Origin of the sequence: Streptomyces sp. NPDC088915, from assembly GCF_044749825.1 — a bacterium.
GTDB lineage: Bacteria > Actinomycetota > Actinomycetes > Streptomycetales > Streptomycetaceae > Streptomyces.
The window spans coordinates 38,912-61,189 of the sequence record NZ_JBIVIR010000018.1 but is presented as its reverse complement, the minus strand read 5'-3'; the positions used below and the strand labels follow the sequence as shown (position 1 = coordinate 61,189).

At 72.9% G+C, this 22,278-nt stretch carries 24 protein-coding genes; 13 read left to right on the top strand and 11 right to left on the bottom strand.

The genetic code is table 11. The annotated features are described in order from the left end of the window. Positions 1–7: 7 nt before the first annotated feature. Positions 8–1,531, top strand: a complete 1,524-nt coding sequence (locus tag ACIP5O_RS29195; protein ID WP_401298405.1) for a glycoside hydrolase family 3 protein — start codon at positions 8–10, stop codon at positions 1,529–1,531. Between the two features lie 91 nt (positions 1,532–1,622). Here the strand turns inward: ACIP5O_RS29195 and nagB are convergent, their stop codons facing one another. Continuing rightward, the gene (gene nagB, locus ACIP5O_RS29190; protein ID WP_401298403.1) at positions 1,623–2,408 is read right to left on the bottom strand and encodes a glucosamine-6-phosphate deaminase; all 786 of its coding nucleotides are present in this window, start codon (positions 2,406–2,408) and stop codon (positions 1,623–1,625) included. A gap of 242 nt (positions 2,409–2,650) precedes the next feature. After that, a complete protein-coding gene (locus ACIP5O_RS29185; RefSeq protein WP_401298401.1) occupies positions 2,651–3,424 on the bottom strand; it encodes an SDR family oxidoreductase in 774 nt (257 codons plus the stop codon). An 80-nt stretch (positions 3,425–3,504) separates the two neighbouring features. Between ACIP5O_RS29185 and ACIP5O_RS29180 the strand changes: the two genes are divergently transcribed. Beyond that, positions 3,505–4,122, top strand: coding sequence for a TetR/AcrR family transcriptional regulator (locus tag ACIP5O_RS29180; RefSeq protein WP_401298398.1), 618 nt, complete (start codon positions 3,505–3,507; stop codon positions 4,120–4,122). 363 nt (positions 4,123–4,485) lie between these two features. Then, complete coding sequence (locus tag ACIP5O_RS29175) at positions 4,486–5,952, top strand: PAS domain-containing sensor histidine kinase (RefSeq protein ID WP_356542569.1); 1,467 nt, start codon at positions 4,486–4,488, stop codon at positions 5,950–5,952. A 200-nt stretch (positions 5,953–6,152) separates the two neighbouring features. Here ACIP5O_RS29175 and ACIP5O_RS29170 read toward each other — a convergent pair whose 3' ends face one another. After that, complete coding sequence (locus ACIP5O_RS29170; RefSeq protein WP_003953983.1) at positions 6,153–6,410, bottom strand: WhiB family transcriptional regulator; 258 nt, start codon at positions 6,408–6,410, stop codon at positions 6,153–6,155. 317 nt (positions 6,411–6,727) lie between these two features. Continuing rightward, positions 6,728–7,696, bottom strand: a complete 969-nt coding sequence (locus ACIP5O_RS29165; protein WP_401298395.1) for a diacylglycerol/lipid kinase family protein — start codon at positions 7,694–7,696, stop codon at positions 6,728–6,730. Positions 7,697–7,856: 160 nt separating this feature from the next. Here ACIP5O_RS29165 and ACIP5O_RS29160 point away from each other — a divergent pair, with 160 nt between their 5' ends. Continuing rightward, positions 7,857–8,300 carry a hypothetical protein gene (locus ACIP5O_RS29160; protein ID WP_401298392.1) on the top strand — a complete coding sequence of 148 codons (444 nt, stop codon included), beginning with the start codon at positions 7,857–7,859 and terminating at the stop codon, positions 8,298–8,300. Positions 8,301–8,359: 59 nt separating this feature from the next. On the opposite strand, the gene ACIP5O_RS29155 is transcribed toward ACIP5O_RS29160, so the two are convergent. The 3 genes from ACIP5O_RS29155 to ACIP5O_RS29145 form a co-directional block, all read right to left on the bottom strand. Beyond that, complete coding sequence (locus ACIP5O_RS29155; protein WP_401298389.1) at positions 8,360–9,454, bottom strand: RNA polymerase sigma factor SigF; 1,095 nt, start codon at positions 9,452–9,454, stop codon at positions 8,360–8,362. After that, the gene (locus tag ACIP5O_RS29150; RefSeq protein ID WP_019889334.1) at positions 9,451–9,864 is read right to left on the bottom strand and encodes an anti-sigma regulatory factor; all 414 of its coding nucleotides are present in this window, start codon (positions 9,862–9,864) and stop codon (positions 9,451–9,453) included. Before ACIP5O_RS29150 ends, ACIP5O_RS29155 begins: the two co-directional genes overlap by 4 nt. Before the next feature lie 273 nt (positions 9,865–10,137). Beyond that, entirely contained in the window at positions 10,138–10,398 is a 261-nt protein-coding gene (locus tag ACIP5O_RS29145; RefSeq protein ID WP_401298386.1) for a UBP-type zinc finger domain-containing protein, read from the bottom strand. Between the two features lie 47 nt (positions 10,399–10,445). On the opposite strand from ACIP5O_RS29145, the gene ACIP5O_RS29140 reads away from it, so the two are divergent. Continuing rightward, on the top strand, positions 10,446–12,044 hold the full coding sequence (locus ACIP5O_RS29140) for a Na+/H+ antiporter (RefSeq protein WP_356542579.1): 1,599 nt from the start codon (positions 10,446–10,448) through the stop codon (positions 12,042–12,044). Here ACIP5O_RS29140 and ACIP5O_RS29135 read toward each other — a convergent pair. Then, positions 12,020–12,940, bottom strand: a complete 921-nt coding sequence (locus tag ACIP5O_RS29135) for a 1-aminocyclopropane-1-carboxylate deaminase/D-cysteine desulfhydrase (protein ID WP_401298382.1) — start codon at positions 12,938–12,940, stop codon at positions 12,020–12,022. The genes ACIP5O_RS29140 and ACIP5O_RS29135 overlap by 25 nt on opposite strands. Before the next feature lie 93 nt (positions 12,941–13,033). Next, a complete protein-coding gene (locus tag ACIP5O_RS29130) occupies positions 13,034–13,624 on the bottom strand; it encodes an N-acetylmuramoyl-L-alanine amidase (RefSeq protein ID WP_401298379.1) in 591 nt (196 codons plus the stop codon). A 253-nt stretch (positions 13,625–13,877) separates the two neighbouring features. Between ACIP5O_RS29130 and ACIP5O_RS29125 the strand changes: the two genes are divergently transcribed. After that, on the top strand, positions 13,878–15,293 hold the full coding sequence (locus tag ACIP5O_RS29125) for a family 2B encapsulin nanocompartment shell protein (RefSeq protein WP_401298377.1): 1,416 nt from the start codon (positions 13,878–13,880) through the stop codon (positions 15,291–15,293). 107 nt (positions 15,294–15,400) lie between these two features. After that, positions 15,401–16,444 (top strand): family 2 encapsulin nanocompartment cargo protein polyprenyl transferase, encoded by a 1,044-nt coding sequence (locus tag ACIP5O_RS29120; protein ID WP_401298718.1) that lies wholly within the window; start codon positions 15,401–15,403, stop codon positions 16,442–16,444. 78 nt (positions 16,445–16,522) lie between these two features. Here ACIP5O_RS29120 and ACIP5O_RS29115 read toward each other — a convergent pair whose 3' ends face one another. Next, positions 16,523–17,098, bottom strand: a complete 576-nt coding sequence (locus ACIP5O_RS29115; RefSeq protein WP_401298374.1) for a TetR/AcrR family transcriptional regulator — start codon at positions 17,096–17,098, stop codon at positions 16,523–16,525. Between the two features lie 130 nt (positions 17,099–17,228). On the opposite strand from ACIP5O_RS29115, the gene ACIP5O_RS29110 reads away from it, so the two are divergent. From ACIP5O_RS29110 to ACIP5O_RS29100, 3 genes are all read left to right on the top strand, one after another. Further along, entirely contained in the window at positions 17,229–17,810 is a 582-nt protein-coding gene (locus tag ACIP5O_RS29110; protein WP_401298372.1) for a dihydrofolate reductase family protein, read from the top strand. Positions 17,811–17,896: 86 nt separating this feature from the next. Continuing rightward, a complete protein-coding gene (locus ACIP5O_RS29105; RefSeq protein WP_401298369.1) occupies positions 17,897–18,178 on the top strand; it encodes a hypothetical protein in 282 nt (93 codons plus the stop codon). Positions 18,179–18,220: 42 nt separating this feature from the next. Then, entirely contained in the window at positions 18,221–18,634 is a 414-nt protein-coding gene (locus tag ACIP5O_RS29100) for a DUF6304 family protein (RefSeq protein ID WP_401298366.1), read from the top strand. Positions 18,635–18,739: 105 nt separating this feature from the next. On the opposite strand, the gene snpA is transcribed toward ACIP5O_RS29100, so the two are convergent. Further along, positions 18,740–19,393 (bottom strand): snapalysin, encoded by a 654-nt coding sequence (gene snpA / locus ACIP5O_RS29095; protein WP_401298363.1) that lies wholly within the window; start codon positions 19,391–19,393, stop codon positions 18,740–18,742. A 185-nt stretch (positions 19,394–19,578) separates the two neighbouring features. Between snpA and ACIP5O_RS29090 the strand changes: the two genes are divergently transcribed. From ACIP5O_RS29090 to ACIP5O_RS29080, 3 genes are all read left to right on the top strand, one after another. Then, on the top strand, positions 19,579–20,547 hold the full coding sequence (locus tag ACIP5O_RS29090) for a LysR family transcriptional regulator (RefSeq protein ID WP_401298360.1): 969 nt from the start codon (positions 19,579–19,581) through the stop codon (positions 20,545–20,547). A gap of 56 nt (positions 20,548–20,603) precedes the next feature. Beyond that, complete coding sequence (locus ACIP5O_RS29085; protein WP_401298357.1) at positions 20,604–21,224, top strand: hypothetical protein; 621 nt, start codon at positions 20,604–20,606, stop codon at positions 21,222–21,224. Between the two features lie 329 nt (positions 21,225–21,553). Next, positions 21,554–22,252: a hypothetical protein gene (locus ACIP5O_RS29080; RefSeq protein WP_401298354.1), complete on the top strand. Its 699-nt coding sequence runs from the start codon at positions 21,554–21,556 to the stop codon at positions 22,250–22,252. Positions 22,253–22,278: the final 26 nt, after the last annotated feature.

The following is a 22,278-nucleotide window of genomic DNA, read 5'->3' as shown; positions in this document are numbered from 1 at the left end:
GATCCCCATGACGACACTGGTACACGGCTCGGACACCCTGACCCGTGACGCGCTCACGGTCCTCCAGCCCGGCTTCGTCGGCACCACCGCCCCCGACTGGCTGCTCCGCCGCATCGGCGAGGGCCTGTCGTCGGTCGGCCTCTTCGGCCGGAACATCGTCACCCCCGAGCAGCTCACCGCGCTCACCGCGCAACTGCGGGCCGAACGGGACGACGTCCTCGTCGCCATCGACGAGGAGGGCGGCGACGTCACCCGCCTGGAGGTCAAGCAGGGCTCGTCCTTCCCCGGCAACTACGCCCTCGGCAGCGTCGACGACGTCGAGCTCACCCGGGCCGTGGCCCGCGAGCTCGGCCGCCGGCTCGCGCAGTGCGGCGTGGACCTCAACTGGGCCCCCTCCGCCGACGTCAACTCCAACGCCGAGAACCCGGTCATCGGCGTCCGGTCCTTCGGGCCGGACCCGGACCTGGTCGCCCGGCACACCGTGGCGTACGTCGACGGCCTCCAGGGCGTCGGGGTCGCGGCCTGCACGAAGCACTTCCCCGGACACGGCGACACCAACGTCGACTCGCACGACGCGCTGCCCCGGATCGATGTGGACCTCGCCACACTGCACGCCCGTGAGCTGGTGCCTTTCCGCGCGGCCGTCGCCGCGGGTACCAAAGCGGTCATGAGCGCGCATATCCTTCTGTCCGCGCTCGACCCGCACCGCCCGGCCACCCTGAGCCCGCAGATCCTCACCGGTCTGCTGCGCCAGGAGCTGGGCTTCGAGGGGCTGATCGTCACCGACGGCATGGAGATGCAGGCCGTCTCGGCGACGTACGGCATCGAGCGCGGATCCGTCCTCGCCATCGCCGCGGGCGCCGACGCCATCTGCGTCGGCGGCGGGCTGTGCGACGAGGACACCGTGCTGCGACTGCGCGACGCGCTCGTCGCCGCGGTACGGACCGGTGAACTGCCCGAGGAGCGGCTGGCCGACGCCGCGGCGCGCGTGCGCGCCCTGGCGGCCTGGACCCAGGCGCACCGGGCCAGGGGGGCTGGATCGGTGCCGGGCGCGGCAGTGCAGGAGGGGACCGCGCCCGGCGCCGACATCGGGCTCGTCGCCGCCCGCCGGGCCCTGAAGGTGACCCGCGGGGAGCGCCCGTACGCCCCGGTCACCAGCGCCCCCTACGTGGCCTCCTTCACCCCGGTCGCGAACTTCGCCGTCGGCGACGAGACCCCCTGGGGGATCGCCGCCGAGCTGGAGCGCCTGCTGCCCGGCACGGAGACCGGCTCGTACGACGAGACCACCGCGGACACCGCCCTGGCCGCCGCGGGGGAGCGGCGCGTCGTGGCGGTGGTACGCGACCTCCACCGGCACCCGTGGATGATCCGGGCCCTCGACGGCCTGCTCGCGGCCCGCCCCGACACCGTCGTGGTCGAGATGGGCCTCAACGAGGCGGAGCCCCGCGGGGCCCTGCACATCGCCACGCACGGCGCGGCCCGGGTCTGCGGCCGCGCCGCCGCCGAGGCCGTCGTCGGCACCGGCGCCTGACGGCCGCCCCGGCCGCCCGTACGCGAAGGGGCCCGGCACCCGCCCTCGGGTGCCGGGCCCCTTCACGCTGTCACCGGGGGCTCCGGAGGGGTCAGATGCCCTGCCAGGCGGGCTTGTCGGCGAAGGTGTGGCGGAAGTAGTCCGCGAGCTTCAGCTTGGAGGCGGCGGCCTCGTCCACGACGACCGTGGCGTGCGGGTGCAGCTGGAGCGCGGAAGCCGGTACGAGCGCCGCCACCGGGCCCTCGACGGTCTGCGCCACGGCCTCGGCCTTGCCCTCGCCGGTGGCGAGCAGCACCAGGTGGCGGGCCTCCAGGATGGTGCCGATGCCCTGGGTGATGACGTGGTGCGGCACCTGCTCGATGTCGTCGTCGAAGAAGCGCGCGTTGTCCACCCGGGTCTGCTCGGTGAGCGTCTTGATCCGGGTCCGGGAGGCGAGCGAGGAGCACGGCTCGTTGAAGCCGATGTGCCCGTCGGTGCCGATGCCGAGGATCTGGAGGTCCACGCCGCCGGCGTCGCGCAGGGCCCGGTCGTAGTCCTCGCAGGCCGCCTGGACGTCCTCGGCGGAGCCGTCCGGCCCCATGAAGGCCTCCGGGGAGAGCCCGAGCGGCTCGACGACCTGCCGGAGCACGGTGGAGCGGTACGACTCCGGGTGCCCGGCGGGAAGGCCGACGTACTCGTCCAGCTGGGCGATCCGGGCCCGCGAGGCGTCCACCGAGCCGGCCTTGACCCGGGCGGTCAGGGCGTCGTAGATGGGCAGCGGAGTCGAGCCGGTGGCCACGCCGAGCAGCGCGTCCGGCTTGCGGCGCAGGAGGCCGGCGATGCCGTCCGCGATGAGCTCTCCGCCCGCCTTGGCGTCCTTGACGATGACAACTTCCACGCTGTGCCTGCCGATCTGGTGAGGGGCTGGGAAGGGGTCCGGTGGTATAGACCAATCTAAGGCCAAATCTAGCAGAGGAGAGGCGCCCCTCCCATGCCGTTCCGCCCCCCGGACGGCCCCGCTCCCATCGTCTGCCGCACCCGCCCCACCGGCCACTCGGATCCCGGGTGCGCGGCCCTGGACACGCGGCCCCGGGCACGCGGCCCCGGCGGCTCGGAGCCCGGGCGCGCGGCCCCGGCGGCTCAGGTCAGCGAACCTCCCGTGGCGTCGATCCAGGCCCCCGTCACCCACCGCGCGTCATTCGAGGCCAGGAAGGCCACCACGTCGGCTATCTCGGCCGTGCTTCCGATCCCGCCCAGCGCCGAGTACCCCGCCGCCCGCGCCCTGGCTTCCTCGTCGCCCTCCAGCCACGCCGTGTTGTCCGTCGCCACGACCCCGGGCGCCACCGAGTTGACCGTGATCCCGCGCGGGCCCAGCAGCTTCGACAGGTCCCGGGTGAGGACGTCCAGCGCCCCCTTCGACATCGAGTAGGCGATCAGGTCCGGCATCAGCGCCGTCCTCGCCAGCCCCGTCGACACGTTGACGATCCGGCCGCCGTCCCGCAGCCGCTCCGCGCCGAGTCGCGCCAGGAAGAACGGGGCCTTCGTGTTCACCGCGAAGACCCGCTCGAACTCCTCCTCGGCGATCGTCGCGAAGGGGCTCGACGCGCCGATCCCCGCGTTGTTCACCAGGATGTCCAGCCCGTCCGCCCGCGCGTCGAAGGCCGCCCAGAGCGCCGCCGCGTCCCCCGGCACCCCCAGCTCCTGGCCGAGCGCGAACGCCTCGCCGCCGGCCGCTTCGATCGCCGCCACCGTCTCCTTCGCCGCCGCCTCGTTCGTCCCGTAGTGCACCGCGACCCGCGCCCCGTCGCGCCCCAGTCGCTCGGCGATCCCGCGTCCGATGCCCCGGCTGCCGCCTGTGACCAGGGCCGTCTTCCCGGCCAGCTTCCCCGCCGCCCTCACGTCGCGCACGCTCATGACGATGCCCCCATATCTGTAGCGGTCGTTACGTAAAGACCGTACCCCACTTCCTTAACGTGCGCTATAGAATTCACTCCATGGTGACGAGACAGCGCGGCCGCCCCCGCTCCTTCGACCGGCCCACGGCCCTGGAGCAGGCCACGATGGCCTTCTGGGAGCACGGCTACGAGACGACCTCCGTCTCCGACCTCACCCGCGCCATGGGCATCAGCGCGCCCAGCCTCTACGCGGCCTTCGGCGACAAGAAGACCCTCTTCGAGGAGGTCGTCGAGGCGTACGTGCTCTCGCACGGGGCCTACGGCGGCCGTGCCTTCGCGGAGGAGCCGACCGCCCGGGGCGCCGTCGGCCGCATGCTGCGCGAGGCCGCCGACCTCTTCACCGAGCCCGGTCACCCCCGCGGCTGCCTGGTGATCTCCGCCGCCACCAACTGCTCGACCCCCGAGGTCGAGGAGGCCCTGCGCGACCGCAGGAAGGCCAACCTGGCCTTCTTCGAGGACCGGATCCGCCGGGACGTGGAGTCCGGCGAGCTCCCGGCCGGCACCGACCCGCGCGCCCTCGCCCGCTTCAGCGGCGCCGTCCTCCAGGGCATGTCGCAGCAGGCCCGCGACGGGGCGACGGCGGAGGAGCTCGCGGCCGTGGCCGGGGCGGCGATGCGCGCCTGGCCGGCGGAGGGGGCGGGAGAGGCGGGCGAGTAGGGCCCCGGCCGCGAACCCGGCGGCGATCCCGGCGAAGCCCCCGGAAGCACCCGCGGGCCGCGGCACCCGGCGGGACCCTCGGCCCGCCCGGCACCGCAGCCCGGAGTTTGCCCGGCCGGGGGTGTGCGGTCCCTCGGCCGTGTGGGAGGTCTCGACGCGATCAGGGCAGAGGGCGTCGGGTACCTCGTTCCACCCTCCTGTGCGGGGAGGATGGAGGCTCGTTGCGTTCATTGTGGACTAGACCATTCTTGTCTGTCCATCCACGGGAACGCGGTCTTTCCCGGCCCATACTCCAACACGCGGCCCCGGAGATCCAGGTTCACCGCCCCCGAATTCCGCGGGTACGCTCGCACCGTGCCCTCCATGAACGACCTCGTACGCCAGCACACCGCCCTGAGCGACTCCGACCTCGAGTGGCTCCACCTGCTGGTGTCGGAGTGGCAGCTGCTCTCCGACCTCTCCTTCGCCGACCTCGTCCTCTGGGTCCCGACCCTCGACGGCACGCGGTACGTCTCCGTCGCCCAGATGCGGCCGAACACCGGCCCCACCTCCTACCAGGACGACATGGTCGGCCACCTGGTCCCGCGCGGCCGCCGCCCGCTGCTCGACGCCGCCCTCGACGAGGGGCGGATCGTCCGCGAGGGCGACCCGGAGTGGCGCGAGGAGGTCCCGGTGCGGGTCGAGTCGATCCCCGTGCGGCGCGAGGGCCGGGTCCTCGGCGTCATCGCCCGCAACACCAACCTGCTGACCGTCCGCACCCCCTCCCGACTGGAGCTCACCTACCTCCAGTCGGCCTCCGACCTCGCCCAGATGATCGCCGCCGGAACGTTTCCCTTCTCCGGCGAGCAGGTCGACATGGACTCCTCGCCCCGCGCCGGCGACGGTCTCGTCCGCCTGGACGCGGAGGGCGTCGTCCAGTACGCCTCGCCCAACGCCCTCTCCGCCTACCACCGGCTCGGCCTCGCCGCCGACCTCGTCGGCCAGCACCTCGGCCAGATCACCGCCGAACTCGCGCCCTCGCGCGGCCCGGTGGACGAGGCCCTGGTCACCCTGGCCTCCGGCTACGCGCCGCGCGAGTTCGAGGTCGAGGGCAACGGCGGGGTGATCCAGCTGCGGGCGATCCCGCTCAAGCCCAAGGGCACCCGCATCGGTTCGCTCGTCCTGCTCCGGGACGTCACCGAACTGCGCCGCCGCGAGCGCGAGTTGATCACCAAGGACGCCACCATCCGGGAGATCCACCACCGGGTGAAGAACAACCTCCAGACGGTGGCCGCCCTGCTCCGCCTCCAGGCCCGCCGGATGGACTCCGACCGGGGCCGTGAGGCCCTCAACGAGGCCGTGCGGCGCGTCGGTTCGATCGCCATCGTCCACGAGACGCTGTCCCAGAACCTGGACGAGCGCGTGGAGTTCGACGAGATCGCCGACCGCGTCATCGCGATGGTCGCGGAGATCTCCCCGGGCAAGGTCACCTGCCGGCGCAACGGCCGCTTCGGCATCCTCGACGCCGAGGTCGCCACCCCGCTCTCCATGGTGCTGACCGAGGTCCTGCAGAACGCCCTGGAACACGCCTTCGCACAGGGGGAGCAGGGCACGGTCGAGGTCTCCGCCGTCCGCGGCGAGGCCCGGGCCGACGCCCGCCTCCTCATCACGGTCAAGGACGACGGCCGCGGCCTGCCCGAGGGCTTCGACCCGCAGCGGGCCGGGAACCTCGGCCTCCAGATCGTACGGACCCTGGTGGAGGGGGAGTTGGGCGGAACCTTCGACATGCTGCCGGGCCCCGAGCGCGGCACGAAGGTGGTCCTCGACATTCCCGTACAGCCCCAGAAGTGACCTCCGCCGCCATCGCGGCGGAGAAACGGACCGGGAAACAGGACCGGGAAGCGGGCGGGGGAACAGAGCAGCGAGCCCCGGACCGAAGGGAATTCGGTCCGGGGCTCGAATGCTGTGGGTTACTACTGCGCGCTGCGACTCAAGGGCGGTGATTGCACACGCGATGTGTGCGCCGCTCGCCTGAGGCTGTAAGTGGGGCGTCAGGCGCTGGCGTTGCGCGCCCGGTTGCGAGCGGCACGGCGCTTCATCGCGCGGCGCTCGTCCTCGCTGAGGCCACCCCAGACGCCGGAGTCCTGGCCGGACTCGAGCGCCCACTGCAGGCACTGCTCCATGACGGGGCAGCGGCGGCAGACGGCCTTGGCTTCCTCGATCTGCAGCAGCGCAGGACCGGTGTTGCCGATGGGGAAGAACAGCTCGGGGTCTTCCTCACGACAAACGGCGTTGTGACGCCAGTCCATGGCTGCTACCTCTCTTGGTATTACGTGCAGGTTGCTTGTGAATGTGAACGCTTTCACGAATCCCTCCGCAAGGGAAGGGCCGACTGCCAGATGAACTGGTGTGGTCCTTGGACTGAGGAGGGGTTCTGGCTCTCAGTGGAGGCCGGTCTTGCGGGCCGTCCCGATCGCCAAGAAGAGACTCGCAAACCTCGGCAGCGGATACAACCCCTTCCGGAAAGTTTTTTTTGATTCCTCGGTGTCGGCTAGGTCACAGCCGTACTTCTTAGGGGTGGATGCGCGCCTAAACGTTCGAGTGAAAGGACTTTGGGCCCTTCCACTCACACAATCACACGCAGTGCACGGCGAACGCCTGTGAACGTCACGCTCGTACGCAGTCCGAGGTGGTCTCCGTCCATCTGGAGGGGGAGGGGGACCTTGGAATGCAAGGTGAAGTCGGTCAGATCGTGCAGGGACACCGCGTGCTTGCCGCGCGGGCCGCGCTCCGGGGACGAAGTGAGCAACTGGGTGGCATACCGGGCGACGGCGGGGGTAGAGAGACGCCTCAGCCCGAGCACGTCCAGGGCGGTCTCGAAGGAGGCCTCCGGTGACGCGTACACCGGACGACTGCCCAGGTAGGTCCAGGGAGAGGTGTTGCAGATTATGGAGAGGACCAGGTCCTCCACCGGCTCCTCGCCGGGGCGCTCCAGGGTGATCGTGCCGTGCCGGCGGTTCGTCTCGCCCAGGAACTGGCGCACCACCTGGCGCAGATAGAGGGCGTGCGTGGACCTCTTCCCGCGCTCCCGCTGCTGTTCGACCCGGCCGATGACGCTCGCGTCGAAACCGAGGCCGGCGCAGAAGGTGAACCAGCGGGACGGCACCGACTCGTCCTCCGTGCCCGGCGTCCCGGACGCGAGCCCGAGGCTCACCGTGCGTGTCCGCTCCTCACGCAGTGCGTCGAGCAGGGCGCCGGTCGCCTCCACGGCGTCGTTCGGCAGTCCGAGCGCGCGGGCGAAGACGTTGGTCGACCCGCCGGGGACGACCGCGAGGTCCGGCAGCCGGTCCGGATCGGGCCCGCCGTGCAGCAGACCGTTGACCACCTCGTTGACCGTGCCGTCCCCGCCGAGGGCCACGACCAGGTCGACGTTCCCGGACTCGGCGGCCCGTCGGCCCAGGTCGCGCGCGTGTCCGCGGTACTCGGTGGTGACCGCCTCCAGCTTCATCTCGCTGGCAAGGGCGTGGATGAGGACGTCACGGGTGCGGGCACTGGTGGTGGTGGCTGCCGGGTTGACCACGAGAAGTGCGCGCATGGTCGCCAGCGTACCTACCCGGCGGTACCGGGCCCAGTCCGGTCCGTTCCGCGGGACCCGGCCCCGATCCCGCCCCCGGCGTCACTTCGGCGTCGCTCCGGCCCGTCCGACCGCACCCGGCCCCGGCGGTCCCGGGAGCGGTCCCGTTACCCTGCCTTCCATGAGCAGTGCGGAGCAGACCCCCGTCAGCGGTGCGGAGCAGACCCCCCGGCCCACCCGTCTCGCCGCCGCGGCGGCCGTGGCCGGCGCCGAGGCGCTCGGACTCGTCGCCGGGGGTGTGTACATGCTGGTGAACGCCCTGACCGGGACGCCCGGCGACCTCACCGGCGCGGTGACGGGCGCCGTGACGCTCGTCGTGCTCGGCCTGATCCCGCTGGCCGCCGCCCGCGGCCTGTGGCTGCGCCGGTCCTGGAGCCGCGGCCCGGCCGTCATCACCCAGATCCTGGCCCTGCCGGTCGCCTGGCAGATGCTCCAGGCGAACAGCGCGCTGATCCCGGCGGGCGTCGTCCTCGGCGTCCTGGCCGTCACCGGACTCGTCCTCCTGGTGAACCCGGCCACGACCGAGGCGCTCGGCATCCGGCGCCCCGGCCAGGACACCCCGTGAACGGCGCCCCGTGGGCGGCATCACGTGAACGGCGTCCTGTGAACAGATAGGGCCGGGCCCTACTCCTCCACCAGGAGCTTCTCCCGCAACTGCGCCAGCGTCCGGGCGAGCAGCCGGGAGACGTGCATCTGCGAGATGCCCACCTCCTGCGCGATCTGCGACTGGGTCATGTTCCCGAAGAAGCGGAGCAGCAGGATCCGCTTCTCCCGGGGCGGCAGGTCCTCCAGGAGCGGCTTGAGCGACTCGCGGTACTCGACCCCCTCCAGGGCCTCGTCCTCCGCGCCCAGCGTGTCCGCCACCGCCGGCGACTCGTCGTCGGTGTCCGGGACGTCCAGGGAGAGCGTCGAGTAGGCGTTCGCCGACTCCAGGCCCTCCAGGACCTCCTCCTCCGAGATCCCGAGCCGCTCGGCCAGCTCGTGCACGGTCGGGGAGCGGCCGTGCTGCTGGGAGAGCTCCGCCGTCGCCGTGGTCAGCGAGAGCCGCAGCTCCTGGAGCCGGCGGGGCACCCGTACCGCCCAGCCCTTGTCCCGGAAGTGGCGCTTGATCTCGCCGACCACCGTGGGGGTCGCGTACGTCGAGAACTCGACCCCGCGCTCCGGGTCGAACCGGTCCACCGACTTGATCAGGCCGATCGTCGCCACCTGCGTCAGGTCGTCCAGCGGCTCGCCGCGGTTGCGGAAGCGCCGGGCCAGGTGCTCCACCAGCGGCAGGTGCATCCGCACCAGCCGGTTGCGCAGCTCCGCCTTCTCGGGGGAGCCCTCCGGCAGCTCGCGCAGCTCGACGAAGAGGGCGCGGGCGCCGTTCCGGTCGTGCGGGACCGGGACGGGGTGGATCTCCGGAGCCTCGTCGGCCCCGCCCTTGTTCTCGTCCTCGGACCCGGCCTCGTCCCCGGTCCCGGCACCGGCACCGGCCTCCGTCGCCGTCCCGGCGGCCCCGGACCCGTCGGCCTTGCCCGCCCCGTTGACCCCGTTGACCCCGCCGGCACCGGGCTCCCGGGCCCCAGGAGCCTTCGCGGGGTCCTCGGGGACGCCCGGCGCCCCGGCACCCTCGTGCTGCTGCTCGTGCTCGCTCATCTGGTCCGCCCGCTCCGTAGCGACCTCATGCGGCCGCGCCTTCTGCCCGGGGATGCCGGCCGTTGCGTCCCCGCTCCTCACGCCGGGCCTGGCCCCGCGCCGCGCTGTTTGTACAGGCTGATCGAGACCGTACGGTCGTCGGCCACCGACGACTCCACCTTCCCGGCCAGCGCCGACAGCACGGTCCAGGCGAAGGTGTCCCGCTCGGGAGCGCGGCCGTCCGTCGTCGGGGCGGAGACCGTCACGTCCAGCGAGTCGTCGACCAGCCGGAAGACGCAACTGAGGACGGATCCCGGTACGGCCTGCTGGAGCAGGATGGCGCAGGCCTCGTCGACCGCGATCCGCAAGTCCTCGATCTCGTCGAGGGTGAAGTCCAAGCGCGCCGCGAGGCCGGCCGTGGCCGTACGCAGCACGGACAGATAGGCACCCGCAGCGGGCAGCCGGACTTCCACGAAGTCCTGGGTCCCGGGCTCGCCTGCGATCTGGGACACCCTCACCTCCAAGGTGGCACAAACTCATTCGGGGCCCGGGGGAGAGGCCCCCGAACCGGGCGGTACGCAGGGAACTGCGCAGTCCGCCGTGACGCTATCGCGATCCTTCCCGCCGTGTCGCCGTGCGTTCCCCGCCCCCGTCACGGCCCGTCACCCATGGTAGGCCCATGGATGCGGACGGTGGACGGAGGCCTGTGGACAACGGAACCGAGCGACCGGCGGAGGGGTGACGTACCCAAGCGGGAGCCCGTCGAACCGCCCGCCGCGCAACCGTCAGACGATCGCGCCGTCCACGAAGCACCAGCGCCACCGTTCGCCCGGCTCGAAGGTCCGCATCACCGGGTGCCCGGTCGAGGAGAAGTGCGCGGTCGCGTGGCGCCCCACCGAGGAGTCGCAGCAGCCCACGTGCCCGCAGGTCAGGCAGAGTCGCAGCTGGACCGGATGCGTGCCGTCCGCCAGGCAGTCGGGACAGGTGTCGGCCAGCGGCGCCGGTTCGGGGCGCGGCAGTTCGGCAAGGTGGAGGCACTCGCTCATGATGGCCAGGTTACGTTGCGGTACGGGACGAGAGGGCGGGCGGCGGCATGGACGCACTGCAACTGGTGGGGCTGGTGGCGGCGAGCGCCGCGATCGCGGGCGCGGCCCGCCGGACCCCGGTGCCCGCCCCCCTGCTCCTGGTCGCCGCCGGCCTCGCCGCCTCGTACGTCCCGGGCGTCCCCGACTACACGCTCGACCCGCACATCGTGCTGCCGCTGATCCTGCCCCCGCTCCTCTACACGGCCGCCGTCGACTCCTCCTACCTCGACCTGCGGGCCAACGTCCGGCCCGTCGCCCTGCTCTCCGTCGGGTACGTCCTCTTCGCCACCGTCGCCGTCGGCTGGCTCGCGTACGTCCTCGTGCCCGACCTGCCGCTCACCGCCGCCCTCGTGCTCGGCGCGGTGATCGCCCCGCCGGACGCGGTCGCGGCCACCGCCATCGCCCGCAAGCTGGGCCTGCCGAACCGGATCACCACGATCCTCCAGGGCGAGTCCCTGGTGAACGACGCGACCGCGATCACCGCCTACAAGGTCGCCCTCGCGGCGGCCGTCGGCGAGGGCGTCAGCTGGGCCGGCGGGGTGGGGGAGTTCGCGCTCGCGGCCGTCGGCGGCGTCGGCGTCGGCCTGGTCCTGATGGTCCCCATCCACTGGCTCCGCCTCCACCTGCGGGACTCCCTGCTCCAGAACACCCTCTCCCTCCTCATCCCCTTCGTCGCCTACGCCGCCGCCGAGGAGGTCGGCGCCTCCGGGGTCCTCGCCGTCGTCGTGGTCGGCCTCTTCCTCGGCCACCGCGCCTGGCAGGTCGACTTCGCGACGCGGCTCCAGGAGGAGGCCGTCTGGAAGATGGTCGCCTTCGTCCTGGAATCCGCCGTCTTCGCCCTGATCGGCCTCCAACTCCCTTATGTCGTCCAGGGCCTCGGCCGGTACGGCGTCGGCGAGGCGGCCGGGTACGCGGTCGGCGTCTTCGTCGCCGTGGTCCTCGTCCGCTTCCTCTGGGTCTACCCGGCGACCTTCCTGCCCCGGTGGCTCTCCGCCCGCGTCCGGGAGCGGGAGCCGGGGGTGGACTGGAAGGCGCCGCTCGTCGTCGGCTGGGCCGGCATGCGCGGAGTGGTCTCGCTCGCCATCGCCTTCTCCATCCCCGTCGTCGCCGACGGCGAGGAGTTCCCGTCCCGCAACCTCGTCCTCTTCCTCACCTTCACCACCGTGATCGGCACCCTGGTGGTGCAGGGCCTCACCCTGCCGCCCCTCATCCGGCTCCTGAAGCTCCCCGGGCGCGACCGGTACGCCGAGACGCTCGCCGAGGCGCAGGCCCAGAGCGAGGCCTCGCGGGCCGCCGAGGAGCGCCTCGACGAACTCCTCGCGGACGAGCGCAACGCCCTGCCGCCGCCCCTCGCCGACCGGCTGCGGACCGTGCTCGAACGGCGCCGCAACGCGGTCTGGGAGCGGCTCGGCTCGGTCAACGAGGTCACCGGGGAGACCGCCGACGACACCTATCGCCGCCTCTCGCGCGAGATGATCGACGCCGAACGGGAGGTCTTCGTGAGCCTCCGCGACGCGCGCCGGATCGACGACGAGATGATGCGCGTCCTGCTCCGCCGCCTCGACCTGGAGGAGGCGGCCGCCTACCGCGAGGAGACCGACGGCTGAACCCCGTCCGGGGCGCCCGTGACCACCGCCGCGATCCGGGTGCCCGGGGGGAACGCGCCCTCCTCCGCCAGGGTCACGAGCCCATGGAGCATTTTGGCCACATACAGTCGCTCGATGGCGAGTTCATGCCGTTCTTCGAAATCCTGTGTGAACGCCTCCAGAGCCGGGGACACGCGCGCGTAGCCCCCGCCGTGGAAGCGCTCGTCCAGGGACCAGTCGCCGCGCGGGCCGCCGAACGCCGCCTCCTGGAGGGCGCGGACCTCCCCGCCCAGGAAGCCCCCCTTGAGGACCGGGAAGCCGAGGGCCCGCTGCCCGGGGGCCAGACCGGCCGCGAGGCCCGCCAGGGTGCCGCCCGTGCCGCAGGCGACGGCGACCGCGTCCGCCGCCCCCGCGAGCTCCCGGCCCAGCTCCACGCAGCCGTGCACGGCGAGCGCGTTGCTGCCGCCCTCCGGGACGACGTACGCGCCCGCGGGGGCGCGCTCCAGGAGCGCCGCGAGGACGGCGGGGTCGCTCTTCGCGCGGTACGTGGTCCGGTCCACGAACTCCAGGCGCATCCCGTCCGCCGCGCACCGCGCCAGGGACGGGTTGAGCGGGCGCCCGGCCAGCTCGTCGCCCCGGACCACTCCGACCGTGGGGAAGCCGAGCAGGCGGCCGGCCGCCGCCGTCGCCCGCAGGTGGTTGGAGTACGCCCCGCCGAAGGTGAGCACGGGCCGCCCGGCCGCCGCCTCCAGGTTGAGCGCGAGCTTGCGCCACTTGTTGCCCGGCAGGTCGGGGTGGATGAGGTCCTCGCGCTTCAGGAGCAGCGTGAGGCCGCGCCGGGCGAAACGTTCGTCCTCCACCGGGGCCAGGGGAGAGGGGAGCCGGGGCCGCAGCCGGGAGAGGTCGAACGCGTTCACGGGACCATTGTGTCGCCCGGGGGCTCGGGAGCCCGGGAGCTGGGAAGCCCGGGAGCCGGGAAGCCCGTTCCCTCCCGGTCTCCGCCGCCCCGGCTACCGCATCCGCTCGGCGATCCGTTCCCGCATGGAGGCCATCGTGAAGCCTCTCGGGTCCGATTTCCCCGGCTGCCACTCCAGGTGGCCGATGACCGACCGGTGCGTCCAGCCGTGCACCCGGCACACGGCCGCGGCCGCCTTCGCGATGGCCTCCAGCTGGACCTTCGGCCACGGGTCCACGCCGTCCCCGAGGTTCTCGCACTCGAAGCCGTAGAAGTGCCGGTTGCCGTCCGTGGTGGCCTCGTTGTCGGGCGGCAGACCCCGTTCGGCGATGACCGCCCGGAGCACCTCGTCGTCGCCGAGCCCGGCGTGGTTGGCGCGCCCGTAGCCGACGAGGTGGACCGTGCCGTCCTTGGCGATCACGCCGTGGCAGAGCGGCCCCGGCAGGCCCGCGTAGCCGTCCCGGCAGATCCGGACGGTGCCGGCGGTGCCTCGGGTCACGGTGTGGTGGATCATCACGCCGTGCACCGGGCCCCAGGGGCCCTTGTGGTTGCGGTTGTGGGTGGCCCAGTCGCCGACCTGGACGACCGTGAGGCCCTCGTCGCGCAGCGCGGTGAGGAACCTGTTCGCGGACATGGGGGCAGCCATGACGACTCCTTCCGGGGGACGGATCGGACCTCCGGAGTACCGGAGCGCGCCGCTCCGCCGCCATCCGTTCGGACGGTGTGCGAGCCGATCCGGACACGGGGCCGAAGGGGCGGCCGGGGATCGACCGTCCGACGGGAAAACCGGTGACATGCCCCGAAGATCTTCGAACAGTCCCACTCGATCGTGTAATGGCGCCGACACGCTGCGTACTGAAAGGCTTCTCCCGCAACTCAGTCATACGAGAGGGAGTTCCATGTCCGTAGGTTCGGTTGGCGACGAGGTCCTCGCGGAGCAGCAGGCGCCGCAGCAGAGTCTCGGCACCGCCGCCGCGCGGAACCTCGCCACGACCACCAAGTCGGCCCCGCAGATGCAGGAGATCACCTCCCGGTGGCTGCTGCGGACGCTGCCGTGGGTCCAGGTGCAGGGCGGCACGTACCGGGTGAACCGGAGGCTCAGCTACTCCGTGGGGGACGGGCGCGTCACCTTCGTCCAGACGGGCGAGCACGTCGCGGTGATCCCCGCCGAACTCGGCGAACTCCCCGCCCTGCGCGGTTACGAGGACGAGGACGCGCTGTCCGAGCTCGCCTCCCGCTGCACCCAGCGGGAGTACGCGGCGGGCGAGACCCTCGCCGTCGCGGGCACCCCCACCGACCGGGTGTACCTCCTCGCCCACGGCCGGATCGAGCAGATCGGCGAGGGGCCGTACGGCGACGAGGCCGTCCTCGGCGTCCTCGCCGACGGCGCCTACCTCGGCGAGACCGCCCTGATCCGCGAGGACGCCACCTGGGAGTGGACCGCCCGGGCCGCCACCGCCTGCACGGTCCTGGAGCTCACCCGGGCCGACGTGCGCAACCTCGCGGACCGGGCCGGCTCCCTCGCCACCCACCTCGCGACCGTCGCCGCCCTGCCCGAGCAGCGCACCAACAAGTACGGCGAGGCCGCCATCGACCTCTCCGCCGGCCACGTCGGCGAGGCCGTCGTCCCGCACACGTACGTCGACTACGACGCCTCGCCCCGCGAGTACGAACTGAGCGTCGCCCAGACCGTCCTGAAGGTCCACAGCCGCGTCGCCGACCTCTACAACCAGCCGATGAACCAGACCGAGCAGCAGTTGCGGCTCACGGTCGAGGCGCTCCGCGAGCGCCAGGAGTACGAGCTCGTCAACAACAAGGAGTTCGGCCTCCTCTCCAACTGCGACTACGAGCAGCGGATCCAGCCCCACGACGGCGCCCCCGGTCCGGACGACATGGACGAGCTGCTCTCCCGCCGCCGGGGCTCGAAGATGTTCCTCGCCCACCCGCGCGCCATCGCCGCCTTCGGCCGCGAGCTCAACAAGCGCGGTCTGGTGCCCGAGACCATCGACGTCAACGGCAACCGCATCCCGACCTGGCGCGGCGTGCCGATCTACCCGTGCAACAAGATCCCGGTCTCGGACGCCCGCACCACCTCGATCATCTGCATGCGCACCGGCGAGGCCGACCAGGGCGTGATCGGCCTGCACCAGACCGGCATCCCCGACGAGATCGAGCCCAGCCTCTCCGTCCGCTTCATGGGCATCGACGAGCAGGCGATCATCTCCTACCTGGTCACCGCCTACTACTCGGCGGCGGTCCTCGTCCCGGACGCGCTCGGCGTCCTGGAGAACGTCGAGGTCAGCCGCTGGCGCTGAGCCCGCGGCGCCCGGGGGCGGGGGAGTGGACCCTCCCGCCCCCGGGCGCCCCCGGCCCGCCGCGGCGGACGACCGCCGCGAAGGACGCGAAGGAAGTGACCGTGACCATGACCAGCGCGGACGCCGCCACCGGCGGCCAGGGGGCCGCGGCGCTCCTGGACCGGACGCGGACGGCCGTCCAGCCCCAGCTCCGCTCGACCGTCGAGACCCTGCCCGGTTCCATACGGCGGGTGGCGATGTACCACTTCGGCTGGGAGCACGCCGACGGCTCCCCGGCCGCCGAGCAGGCGGGCAAGGCCATCCGGCCCGCCCTCGTCCTCGCCGCGGCCCGCGCGCTCGGCGCCGAGGAGGCCCGCGCCGTGAAGGCGGCGGCCGCGGTGGAGCTCGCGCACAACTTCACCCTGCTCCACGACGACATCGTCGACGGGGACCCGACCCGGCGCCACCGGCCCACCGCCTGGACGGTCTTCGGCATCCCGGACGCGCTGATCGCGGGCGACGCGATGAGCGCGCTCGCCCTGCGGCTGCTCGCCGAGGACCCGCACCCCGCCTCGGCGGCCGCCTCCGCGCGCCTCGCCGCCTGCATCATCGAGCTCTGCGCGGGACAGCAGGCGGACTGCGCCTTCGAGCAGCGCGGTCCGCGCGAGGTCTCCCTCGACGAGTGCACGGCGATGGCCACCGCCAAGACCGGCGCGCTGCTCGGCTGCGCCTGCGCCCTCGGCGCGCTCTACGCGGGCGCGGGCGAGGAGGAGGTCGCGGCGATGGACGCCTTCGGCCGGGAGGCGGGCCTCGCCTTCCAGCTGATCGACGACCTCATCGGCATCTGGGGGGATCCGGAGCGCACGGGCAAGCCGGCCGGGGCCGACCTGGCCGCCCGCAAGAAGTCGCTGCCCGTGGTGGCGGCGCTCACCTCCGGGACCCCGGCGGGGGAGGAGCTGGCCGAGCTGTACTCCCGCCCGACCCTCGACGTGGCGGGGGTACGGGCGGCGGCGGACGCGGTGGAGCGGGCCGGCGGGCGCGACTGGGCGCAGGCCCAGGCGGCCGAGCGCATGGGGCGCGCCGTCGAGCACCTGGCGCAGGCGGTCCCGGACGTGGTGGCCGCGGGGGACCTGCTCGCCCTGGCGGAGTTCGTCACCCGGCGCACGCGCTGAGCCCCGTAACCGCGCTGAGCCCCGTACTCGCGCCGAGTCCCGTACTCGCGCCGGGCCCCGCTCCGGGCCCGGAGGCGGTCAGGTCTCGGGGACGACGCGGTTGACCACGGTCTCGATCAGGTCGTCCAGGTCCCGCTCGTCGTGGAGGCCGGGGACGGTGAAGTGGTCGAGCAGCAGCCCGGTGAGGGCGAAGTAGAGCAGCCGGACCGTGTCCGCGTCCCCGGGCATCCCGGAGTCCAGGTGCAGCCGGACGTTCTCGTCCAGGTCGGAGCGGAGCACCTTGGTGAGCTGCGTCCGCAGCTCCGGGCGGCGCACGGCCTCCAGGCGCAGTTCGAAGAGCCCCAGGTAGCAGGTGCGCTCGGCCGCCATGCGCCGGGCGAGCCAGCGCATCAGCTCGACCATCAGCTCCCTGCCGGGCGCGGGCCGCATGGCGGTGTCGATGGCGCCGGGCTCCGGGGTGAGCCGTACGAAGATCCGGTCGCCGACCTGGGAGAGCAGCTGGTCCCGGTCGGTGAAGTAGTTGGACGAGGTGCCCGTGGGGACCCCGGCCCGGGCGTCGACCGCCCGGAAGGTCAGCCCGCGGGCGCCTTCGTCCGCCAGGACCTCGATCGCCGCGTCGAGCAGGGCCGTACGGCGTTCCGGGTTTCTCGCCATGTGGGGCTCCATCCGTGCTGAGCGTGTTCGCCCCGACGATAGGGCTTGCGCAACCACTACAAGTGAAGCACTATAACTGTCGTGGTTGCGGAAGTGGCCACGTCCGAGCCCCCGAAAGAAGAGGACCGGTTTGCGCAAGCTGACCTACTACATCGCCTGCACCATCGACGGCTTCATCGGTGACCCCGAGGGTGACGCCACCTCCATGTACAAGTACGTGGACGAGGCGTACCTCCGGTGGATGAACGCCTCGTACCCGGAGACGGTCCCCACCCAGGCCCGGGAGACCCTCGGCATCGACGGCCCCCACGAGCGCTTCGACACCGTGATCCAGGGGATGGGGTCGTACCGGCTCGCCCTGGACATCGGCGTCACCAGCCCCTACAACCACCTGCGCGAACTCGTCGCCACCCGCTCCCCGGCCGAGTCGCCCCACCCGAACGTCGAGCTGATCCGCGACGACCTCGTCGGCCGCGTCCGCGAACTCAAGGCCGAGGACGGCCCGCTGGACATCTGGCTCTGCGGCGGCTCCACCGTCGCCGGCGAACTCGTCGACGAGATCGACGAGCTGATCATCAAGACCTATCCGCAGGTGTACGGCACCGGCATGCCGATGTTCGGCGCCGGCTTCGAGCCCCGGGACTTCGAGCTGGACGACGTCCGCGCCTTCGACAACGGCGTGCTCGTCCGCCGGTACTCCAGGAAGCGGTAGCGCCCGCGAGTGCGCCCGTGCGCCCCTGTGCGGAGTCGTACTCGCGTACGGAGGCGTGTGCGGGCGGGGCGTCCTACCCTGAAGACATGGGCGACGAGACGTCTCGCACGACGCGGGACCCGCTGGCCGAGCACCCCTGCCCGGCCTGCGGCGGACCGCGCACCGTACTGGCCGCCCGGCACAAGGTCCTCGGGGCCTGGGTGCCGGAGTGGGAGGTGCAGCCCTGCCGCAACCCGGAGTGTCCGCTCCACGAGGAGCGCGAGGGCTCCGAGGAGCACGGGCGCGAGGGCGGTGAAGGCGCGGAAGCCGCGACACCGCACGTGACCGGCAAGGACGACGAGATCGGGAGAAGTCCGGCCCCGGGGTGACCGGACGCGCGGTGGAGCCGGTCATACCGCTACAGTCCGCGCATGTCATCGGAGTCGACGGAAGTCTGGACCGGCTGGTACCGGGACCGCAGCGGCGCGGAAGCGATCGTCATCACGGCCGACGGGCGGCACGTCGCCGTCCGGATCAGGGGGACCGAGTACGCGGGCGAGGGCTTCGCCGCGCTCACCGCCGCCGACGGGCGGGCCCTCACCGGCTGCGTCCTGGAGTGGGACCTCCCGCTCCCCGTCGTCGCGGACGGCGCCTCCCAGCGGGCCACGCTGAGCTGCCTGTTGACGCTCGGCGAGCGGTCCGACCTCAGCCTGACGCTGCACTACGGCGGCGCCGCCTTCGAGGCGTGCGTCGCGGGCGGCGACTTCGAGGGGGCGCTCGACCGGGTCCGGCGCCAGCTGCCGCCCGGGACGGACTTCGGCCGCGGCCTCCTCCAGTCGGCCTGACGGAACGAAGGCCCCGGAACGAAGGGTCCGGGGGCGGGACCCCGGGGAACGGGGACGGCGGCGCCCGGGGAGGGACGCCGCCGCCGTACTCGTACTCCTGTCCCGTCAGTTCTTGAGGGCCGAGGCGAGGCCGTAGCGCCACAACTGGTCGACGCGCGAACGCTCCTGCGCGTTCGGCTGGGAGTTCCGGCAGGACGTGCCGGGGCCGCCGCCCGACATCAGCTCGCTGCACGGACCGCTGTAGTGGTCCGGAAGGCCGAGGACGTGCCCGGTCTCGTGGGCGGTCACCCGGGTCGAGTCGTACTGCTGGTTCTGCCGGTAGTCGAGGAAGATGTAACCGCTGCCGTGGCCGTTGGTGCTGGCGTACGAGCCGCGGGAGTCGTTGCCCTCGTAGTACGAGAAGTCGGGGCTGCCGCCCTCGACGAGACGGACGTTCGCCACCGAGCTGTTCCATATCTGGGCCGAGCGGGCGATCTGGGTGCGGAAGCTCGGCGCGTTGGCGGCGCTGTAGACGACGGTGACGGCGGCCGCGCCGGGAGCGGCGGCCCGCTTCTTCGCCACCGACTTCACGACGGCCTCGAAGAAGGCCTGGTTGGCCTTGGCCTCCTCGGCCGAACCGGCGTACGCCACGGTGGCGTTGCCGGCGGACACGGCCCGGTCGTCGGGCGCGGCGGCGGCCGGGGCCGCGCCGAGGGAGGCGGCGAGACCGAGGCCGAGGACGGAGGTCAACGCGGCGGTGAGGACCTTGGGATGACGCATGGGGGGCTCCTCCTGTGTGGGGTTGGGGAGAGTCTGGAGGTAGCCGGGGCGTACGGGGATGATGCCAACCCCCGATAGCCCCACCGCATCACCCCGCCTCGTCCCGTCAACCGCCTTGGAATGAAAGGTGATTGAGGGGTTCCGGGTATCTGGTGTGTCCCAGGGAGCCGCCCTACCCTCGGGGCATGGAGCTGGAGGTGAGACATCTGCGCGCGCTCTGCGCCATCGCGGACGCGGGCAGCCTGCACAAGGCGGCGCGTCAACTGGGCATGAGCCAACCCTCGTTGACCACCCAGTTGCGCCGGATCGAGAACTCCCTGGGCGCCGAGCTCTTCTCGCGCGGCCGCACCGGCTGCCGCCCCACCCCGCTCGGCCGCTCGCTGCTCAGCCGGGCCCGCCCCCTGGTCGCGGACATGGCCGCGCTCGTCACCGAGACCCGGGCCGCGGCCGCCCGCGCCGGCGGCCCCGGGCTCCGCGTCGGCTCCACCGCGAGCCGGGCGCTCCCGGGCTGGCTGCGCCGGCTCCGCCAGCGGCTGCCCGGCACCGAGGTCGGCCTGCGGGTGGACGTCTCCGCCCACGCGCTGCTCCGCATGGTCGCCGCCGGCCAGCTCGACGTGGCCTTCGTGCACGAGGTGGAGGGCTGTCCGTTACGGGTCCCCGAGGGCCTCACGGGGCGGGTCCTGGTCGCCCGCGAACCGCAGTTCGTCTCCATGGCCCGCGACCACCCGGCCGCCGCCCGGCCCGTCGTGGACCTCGCCGACCTCGCCGACGACCACTGGATGGTCGACCCGACCGTCGACGGCGAGTGGGACGGGCTGCGCCGGGTCCTGCACGCCGCCGGCATCGACCCGCCGCTGCTGCACGGCGACTACCACACGGCCGCCTCGCTCATCGCCCTCGGCGAGGCCGTCGCCCCCTGCCAGCCGACCTCGGGCCCGCGCGAGGACATGGCCGTCCGCCCCCTGCGCGGCGACCCCCTGGCGGTCCGCCTCCTGCTGTACGCCCGCCCGGGCGCCCCGCTGGACGCCCTGTACGCGGAACTCGCCGCCGCCTACCGCGAGGCGGCCCTGCGCGCGGCCCCGTACCGCGAGTGGTTACGGGGCCAGGGGGCGGCGGCGGAGGTGTCGGTGGGCCCGTGCCTGACACCGGCGTGAGCGACGGGACCGGAAGCCCCTGGCACGACCGCCGCACGCCGACGCACACTCTCCGGGTGATCACCCTGCACCCCGTCCTGGAGGTCCGCTCCACCGCCGGCTTCGACCTGTGGCCGGTGGCGCCCCTCGCCCCGTACGGCTTCGTGCCCCTGAACGGCACCCTGACCCCGGCCGAGATCGGCACCGCCGTCCTGAGCATCGCGCAGGCCAACGACGTCGAGCCGGAGGACGGGCGGCGAAGGCCGTCGGGCCCTCTGGGGTCCCTCCTCCACGGCCTGCTCACCCTGGACGACCTCTTCGTCCCCGGCGGCCTCCGGGTGACCGACCCGGCGACCGGCACCGTCCTGTCACCGGGCTGCTGCAACGGCCTGGAGGAACGCGGCGACTGGTCGGAGGTCGTCGACGGCGACGGCTGGGCCTCTTTCGGCCACGACCCCTCCCCGCTCGCCGAACGGATCGGCGACCGGGCCCGCCTCACCGTCGACGCGGACCGCGAGGACAGCCCGGTGATCGACCTCCCCCTCACCGACCTCCGCGACCTCCTCACCACCGCGGAACGCGACCTGACGGCCTTCCTGCACCTGACCACCACCTGGACGACCGACCACCTGCCCGCCCACGCGCCCCGGCTCCGGGAGGCCCTTGCTCGCACCCTTGGCCTGCCCGACCGCGGCTGATCCCCCGGCGGAGCCGGAGGCCGTATGGCACGGGTCCTCAGGGGCGCCCGTGGGGGAGAGGACACCCGGGGTCCAGATGGGGAAGGTGCACCGGGCGTACGGTCGTCCACCGGTGACCGCGTCGGGCCGGCGTCACCGTGACGTGATGCCGGCTCGCTCGGCGTGCGGTGAAGCACGGGCAGTGGGTCGGACGACGGGCCGCCCGGCGCCGTGCGTCGGAAACCCGTGGCGAAGAAGAGGCCGCATCGAAAGGAAGAACGCCGACCGGACACGGCCTGATAGCCTGCGCTCTTCGCCGGTCGCCCGGACGGAGTATCCGGCAGGTCTTCATGTCTCGTTCCGAACGGCTCACGGCAGCCCTCGAAACCCTGGATCGCGCCTTCGCCCGGGAAGAGCCCTTCCCCGTCACGGGCTGCACGTACTGTTACGGCGACCAGCACTTCGCCCTTCTTTCCGGGCCGCTGGACCTCGTCCCCGACGACCTGGTGTCCTCGGTCGCCGGGGAGGTACCCGACCACTGGGACGCCTTTCCCCGGCTCTACCGCCGCCTGGTCCCGCGCATCGTCCGCCCGCTCGTCACCGGCCGGCTCCACGTCGACGAGGAGCTCATCGCCTCGCGCCTGGTCCAGGCGGGCTGGACCACCTGGGACGCATCCTTGACCGAGGCCCTGCGTGACGTCTGGTCCGCCTGGTGGCAGAGCACGCTCCACACCCACCCCGCCCCCGTACACATCCGGGCGACCCTCGGTTCCGTCACCGTGGCCACCGACAGCCTGCGTCCCTGGCTGGACACCTGGGCCGCGACCCGCACCTCGTCCGCCGACGCGCACTTGGCAGACCTCGTCGACGACGTGATGTCCGAGGCCGACGTGACCGACCTGCGCATGGGCTTCTACGACGAATACGCCGCCGCCCCCGAACTGCTGGGCTGGCTCCTCACCGAAGTGCGCGACCGCGTCACCGACACGCGTCTCGACGATCCTTCGATCCACGAGTACCTGCGGACGGTTGCCCGGCGCTCCGGCTGATCTCCCCACCCCTTCCGGAACGCCCG

What these genes read in the sequence shown, in the direction of transcription:
- ACIP5O_RS29175 (WP_356542569.1), top strand. Translation starts at nt 4,486, where the DNA reads ATGAACGACCTCGTACGCCAGCACACCGCCCTGAGCGACTCCGACCTC.
- ACIP5O_RS29105 (WP_401298369.1), top strand. Translation starts at nt 17,897, where the DNA reads ATGGGCGACGAGACGTCTCGCACGACGCGGGACCCGCTGGCCGAGCAC.
- ACIP5O_RS29185 (WP_401298401.1), bottom strand. Translation starts at nt 3,424, where the DNA reads ATGAGCGTGCGCGACGTGAGGGCGGCGGGGAAGCTGGCCGGGAAGACG.
- ACIP5O_RS29100 (WP_401298366.1), top strand. Translation starts at nt 18,221, where the DNA reads ATGTCATCGGAGTCGACGGAAGTCTGGACCGGCTGGTACCGGGACCGC.
- ACIP5O_RS29195 (WP_401298405.1), top strand. Translation starts at nt 8, where the DNA reads ATGACGACACTGGTACACGGCTCGGACACCCTGACCCGTGACGCGCTC.
- ACIP5O_RS29120 (WP_401298718.1), top strand. Translation starts at nt 15,401, where the DNA reads ATGACCAGCGCGGACGCCGCCACCGGCGGCCAGGGGGCCGCGGCGCTC.
- ACIP5O_RS29180 (WP_401298398.1), top strand. Translation starts at nt 3,505, where the DNA reads ATGGTGACGAGACAGCGCGGCCGCCCCCGCTCCTTCGACCGGCCCACG.
- snpA (WP_401298363.1), bottom strand. Translation starts at nt 19,393, where the DNA reads ATGCGTCATCCCAAGGTCCTCACCGCCGCGTTGACCTCCGTCCTCGGC.
- ACIP5O_RS29115 (WP_401298374.1), bottom strand. Translation starts at nt 17,098, where the DNA reads ATGGCGAGAAACCCGGAACGCCGTACGGCCCTGCTCGACGCGGCGATC.
- ACIP5O_RS29170 (WP_003953983.1), bottom strand. Translation starts at nt 6,410, where the DNA reads ATGGACTGGCGTCACAACGCCGTTTGTCGTGAGGAAGACCCCGAGCTG.
- ACIP5O_RS29130 (WP_401298379.1), bottom strand. Translation starts at nt 13,624, where the DNA reads ATGGCTGCCCCCATGTCCGCGAACAGGTTCCTCACCGCGCTGCGCGAC.
- ACIP5O_RS29140 (WP_356542579.1), top strand. Translation starts at nt 10,446, where the DNA reads ATGGACGCACTGCAACTGGTGGGGCTGGTGGCGGCGAGCGCCGCGATC.
- ACIP5O_RS29090 (WP_401298360.1), top strand. Translation starts at nt 19,579, where the DNA reads ATGGAGCTGGAGGTGAGACATCTGCGCGCGCTCTGCGCCATCGCGGAC.
- ACIP5O_RS29165 (WP_401298395.1), bottom strand. Translation starts at nt 7,696, where the DNA reads ATGCGCGCACTTCTCGTGGTCAACCCGGCAGCCACCACCACCAGTGCC.
- ACIP5O_RS29145 (WP_401298386.1), bottom strand. Translation starts at nt 10,398, where the DNA reads ATGAGCGAGTGCCTCCACCTTGCCGAACTGCCGCGCCCCGAACCGGCG.
- ACIP5O_RS29160 (WP_401298392.1), top strand. Translation starts at nt 7,857, where the DNA reads ATGAGCAGTGCGGAGCAGACCCCCGTCAGCGGTGCGGAGCAGACCCCC.
- ACIP5O_RS29125 (WP_401298377.1), top strand. Translation starts at nt 13,878, where the DNA reads ATGTCCGTAGGTTCGGTTGGCGACGAGGTCCTCGCGGAGCAGCAGGCG.
- ACIP5O_RS29080 (WP_401298354.1), top strand. Translation starts at nt 21,554, where the DNA reads ATGTCTCGTTCCGAACGGCTCACGGCAGCCCTCGAAACCCTGGATCGC.